The sequence below is a fragment of the Asanoa sp. NPDC050611 genome, from assembly GCF_040654855.1.
In the GTDB taxonomy this organism is placed as follows: Bacteria; Actinomycetota; Actinomycetes; order Mycobacteriales; family Micromonosporaceae; genus Asanoa.
The window spans coordinates 1-4,837 of sequence record NZ_JBFAIU010000461.1 but is presented as its reverse complement, the minus strand read 5'-3'; the positions used below and the strand labels follow the sequence as shown (position 1 = coordinate 4,837).

General features: G+C 72.9%; 3 protein-coding genes. 2 read left to right on the top strand and 1 reads right to left on the bottom strand.

Annotated elements, in window-relative coordinates; genetic code table 11:
- Nucleotides 1-935, top strand: a 935-nt coding sequence (locus tag AB0H87_RS38120) for an extracellular solute-binding protein (protein ID WP_360157465.1), incomplete at its 5' end; no start/stop codon positions are given.
- A 78-nt stretch (nt 936-1,013) separates the two neighbouring features.
- Here AB0H87_RS38120 and AB0H87_RS38115 read toward each other — a convergent pair.
- Complete coding sequence (locus tag AB0H87_RS38115) at nt 1,014-2,669, bottom strand: right-handed parallel beta-helix repeat-containing protein (protein WP_360157462.1); 1,656 nt, start codon at nt 2,667-2,669, stop codon at nt 1,014-1,016.
- A 53-nt stretch (nt 2,670-2,722) separates the two neighbouring features.
- Between AB0H87_RS38115 and AB0H87_RS38110 the strand changes: the two genes are divergently transcribed.
- Nucleotides 2,723-4,837 (top strand): glycoside hydrolase family 95 protein (locus AB0H87_RS38110; protein ID WP_360157460.1); only part of this gene is annotated, 2,115 nt, incomplete at its 3' end.

Sequence of the window (4,837 nt, the reverse complement as noted above, 5' to 3'; positions counted from 1 at the left end):
GGGTCGGCACCGACGGCAAGCGCTACGGCCTGCCGAAGGACAACGGCATCGTCGGCCTGTACGTCAACGACGCCCTGCTCAAGGCCGCCGGCAAGGCGGCCACGGACCTGGCGAACCTCACCTGGAACCCGGCCGACGGCGGCTCCTTCGAGAAGCTCGTCGCCCACCTGACGGTCGACAAGGCCGGCAAGCGCGGCGACGAGGCGGGATTCGACAAGAGCAAGGTCGAGGTGTACGGCCTGGGCCTCAACGGCGCGGGCGACGGCTCGGGCGAGTCGATCTGGGCGCAGTACGCGCTCTCCAACGGCTGGAACTACTACTCGGGCGAGACCGCCAAGCCGCACTTCAACTACGACGACCCGAAGTTCCAGGACACCCTCAAGTGGTTCAAGGGCCTGTCCGACAAGGGCTTCATGCCGTCGCTCAAGATCGCCACGAGCGGCGTCGGCATGCAGCAGACCTACGGCGCCGGCAAGTACGCGATGACGACCGACGGTGTTTGGAGCGCGAAGTCGTACTTCGAGCTGAAGGACGTCAAGACCGTCGTCGCGCCGCTGCCGACCGGCCCCGCCGGCCGTCACTCGACGGCGAACAGCCTCGGTGACGCCGTCACGGCCACCACGAAGCACCCCGCCCAGGCCAAGAAGCTGCTGGTCTTCCTGGGCTCCAAGGAGTGCCAGTCGCTGATCGGCCAGGCGGGCGTGGTGCTGCCGGCCATGACCAGCGCGGTCGAGGACGCCAAGGCGACCTTCCAGAAGAGCGGCATCGACATCGCGCCGTTCCTCGAGCCGACCACGCACACCACCCCGGTCGTGCCGCAGTGGGCCGACGCCATGGCGATCTTCCAGCCCGCCATGCAGGCCTTCCTCAACGGTCAGTCCGGAGTGGACAGCTTCACCAAGGTGAACGAGCAGATCAACGCGCTGTACCAGTAACGGCCCGATGCGGGGCATCCGCGCCAGGATGCCCCGCCCTCGGATCGCGCCAGCCCTTGCTCTGCATCCATATCCGCATCACGGGCTGACGACGACGTCGCGGCACGCGACCGTGTGCACCGCGCCGGCGGGCCAACCGACCCGAGGCTCGTTGGCGACGACCGTGAGGCCGGCGACGCCCTTGGCCGAGACGAACGGCGTGGCGCAGCCGACGAACCGGTTCCGTTCCACGGTGATGCCGCGGTGCACGGGACCGTCGGTCACGGTGTTCGTCGGCTCGACGAGCACGGCCGGGGCGGTCAGCCCCAGGAACGCGTTGTCCCGCACCGTGAGGTCGCGCACGGGACCGGACTCGTACCACTCGTTCGCGTCGCCGGAGACGAACAGGCCCGCCATGCCCATGTCGTCGAAGGTGTTGGCCTCCACGACACAGCGCCCGCGGGTGGTCAGCAGGACGCCCCGGGTCGGTATGCCGGCGAACACGTTCCCGGCGATCCGGACGTCAGCGGTGTAGGTGACGTTCTCGGCGGCCCAGCCTTCGGCCACGACGGCGTCGGGTAGCGGCCGGTCCAGCGTGACCGTCATCGTGACCGGGTCGTCCGCGGTGACGGACACGACCCGGGCCTGGAACGCGGTGTCCGCCGCGAGACTCGCCCGCTCGACGAACTCGACCTCGTCGCCGGCGTGGAACGCCGGGAACCCCGCCGTCTCCGGGTGGCGGTATGACAGGACCACCGTGCGGTCGTCGCGCCGCTCCGCCACCACGAGGTAGGTGCCGTGGATGTTGATCGCGTCGTCGTGCGCGCCCTCGAAGAGGCAGCGCTCGATCCGCACCTGGCCGCCGACACCGGACAGGTTGACGAAGTCGGCGTAGCTCGCGGTGTGCCGGCCGGTGGCCGGGTCGGCCTGGAACCGGCTGTCGCGGACCACGAGGTCGCGGCTGAGCTGACTGAGGATGCCGAAGCCGTGCAGGTAGTGCACGCGCAGATGCTCCAGGGTGACCCCGCTGCTCTCCACGACGAACATGCCCGGGTGGTCCCGGACGGTCGGGCGCATCTGGTAGACGAGGCCGGTGTCGTCGGCGATCGGGCCGTCGTACTCGATGACGATCTGGCCGTCCTGCGGCGTGATGCCGCGAACCCCGGCGAACAGCGGGTTGTCGGCGCGGCGGACCCGGCCCGTCCGCGGGTCGTGGACCTGCGTGTAGTCGAGGCCGTCGCGTCCGGTCCAGTAGGGCTCGCCGTCGGGTCCCCGCTCGCCTTCCCACACGACGTGGGTGCCGTCGACGCGCCAGGTCACGTCGGCGGGCACGGCGATCCGCCGCCAGTCGCGGCCGACGGCGACGACGCGCGCCTCCACCAGGCTCGGCGCGTGGTAGTCGACCGAGAAGCCGCTCCAGCGCACGTTCTGCGAGCCGATCACCGCCAGGGCGGTCTGGCGGCCGTGCAGGACCAGCTTGGCCTCCGGGCCGCGCACGACGAGGTCCCGCGCGCCCTCGACCAGCATCGCGATGGTCTTGGTGCGGTGCCGCGGGTCCGCGCCGACGGTGTTGGAGACGTAGAGGTCGCGCCGCTGCGCGTGCTCGGGGTAGAGCGCGTAGGTGCCCGCCGGGAGGAGGACCTCGCTGCGGCGGCCGGATCCGCAGGCGGCCCGGAACGCTTCGGCGAACGCGGCCGCGGAGTCGCGCTGTCCGGTCGGGTCGGCGCCGTAGTCGACGACGTCGAAGGCGGGCATGCGTCTCCCTAGCTAGTATGTCCTGACAAATTCACCCTATCGGGGGAACGTGAATGACCACCGACGGCCCCGCCCACGTCCACCAGTCGGACGCGCCGGCGCGCGCGTGGCTCGAGGCCTTCCCGCTCGGCAACGGCCGCATCGGCGCGATGGTGTTCGGCGACCCGACGCGGGAGCGGCTCCAGCTCAACGACGGCACCGCCTGGTCCGGTGGTCCGGGCAGCGAGCGGCTGGCCGGCGCCGGGCCCGCGGCGCTGGCCGACGCGCGGGCCGCCCTGCGCGACGGGCGGTTCGCCGACGCCACCCGGGCCGTCCAGCGTCTCCAGAGCGACTACACGCAGAGCTACCTGCCGTTCGGCTCGCTGTCGCTGGACGTGGCCCACCACGGCGAGGTGACGGGCTATCGCCGGCAGCTGCGGCTGCGGGACGCCGAGGCCGTCGTCTCCTACCGCGTCGGCGGGACCACGGTGACGCGGCGGGCGTACGTGTCGGCGCCGGACCAGGTGCTCGTGCTCAGCCTGTCCGTCGAGGGCGACGGGGCGGTGGACGTGTCCCTGGGGATCGACAGCCCGCTCGCGGTCCTCGGGCGCGGCGCCGGCTGGACGACGGTGCGGCTGCCGAGCGACTCGGCACCGCCGCACGAGCCCGACCTGGCCGCGCCGGTCTACGACGACCGGCCGGCACTGCGCGGGGCGATCGTCGCGCGCTGGGAGCACGACGGCGTCGCCGCCGGCGACCTGCGGGCCACGGGCGTGCGGCACCTGCTGCTCGTCGTGGCGACCGCGACCACGTTCACCGCGCTCGGCCGGGCGCCGTCGGGCGACGAGGCCACGGCGCTGGCTTCGGCATCGGCGACGGCGGCGGCCGCCGTGGCGCTCGGCGCCGAACAGCTACTCGCCCGCCATCGTGCGGCCCACCGGCGGCTCTACGACCGGACCGAGCTGACCTTCGCGGGTGGTGACGAGCGGACCGACCTGATCGCCTATCTGTTCCACTTCGGACGGTACCTGCTGATCAGCTCCTCCCGCCCTGGCGGCTTGCCCGCGACGCTGCAGGGGCTGTGGAACGACGCGCTGCGTCCACCGTGGAGCGCGAACTACACGATCAACATCAACACCCAGATGAACTACTGGGCGGCGGAGACGGCCGCGCTGGCCGAGTGCGCGGAGCCGCTGTTCGACCTGGTCGCGGCGCTGCGTGCCGGTGGCGCCGAGACCGCGCGCACGCTCTACGGCGCGCGCGGCTGGTGCGCGCACCACAACACCGACGCCTGGGCCTTCTCGGCGCCCGTCGGCCGCGGCCGGGCCGACCCGGCGTGGGCGTTCTGGCCGCTGGCCGGCGCGTGGCTGTGCCGGCACCTGGTCGAGCACGTCCGGTTCGGCGCCGACCGCGCGTTCGCGGCGGACGTCGCCTGGCCGATCGTCACCCCCGCGGCCGAGTTCCTGCTGGACTGGCTGGTGGAGCAGCCGGACGGCACCCTCGGCCTGACACCGTCGACCTCGCCGGAGAACCACTTCACCGCCGCCGGCGGCGTCTACGCGGTCGACCTGACGTCCACGATCGACCTGAGCATCACCCGGGAGCTGCTAGCGTCGGTCGGCGAGCTGGCCACCCTGCTCGGCCGGGCCGCCGACCCGATCGCGACGCGGTCCGCGGTCGCCCGGCACCGCCTGCCGGAGCTGCCCGTCGGCGCGGACGGCCGCGTACAGGAATGGATCGTGGACCGCCCCCTGCCGGAACCGCACCACCGCCACGTCTCGCACCTCTACGCGGTCTACCCCGGCGACGACACGTCACCGCGCACGGCCGAGGCGGCGGCCCGCTCCCTCGACGCGCGGGGCGACGACTCCACGGGCTGGTCGCTCGCCTGGAAGTTGGCGTTGCGCGCCCGCCTGCGCCAGCCGGACCGCCTGCCGGCCCTGCTCGACCTGGCCCTGCGCCCGGTGGACCCGTCCGCCACCGGCGAGCACGGCGGCCTCTACCCGAACCGCTTCTCGGCCCATCCGCCGTTCCAGGTCGACGGCAACCTGGGCTTCACGGCGGCCGTCGTCGAGTTCGCCCTGCAGAGCCACGCGGGCGCCGTCGACCTGCTCCCGGCGATCCCGGCGGACTGGCCGGCGGGCCGCCTGACGGGTGCGGTCGCGCGCCCCGGCATCGTCGTCGACGGC

Coding starts and splice junctions, on each gene's coding strand:
- AB0H87_RS38115 (WP_360157462.1), bottom strand. CDS start 2,669: ATGCCCGCCTTCGACGTCGTCGACTACGGCGCCGACCCGACCGGACAG.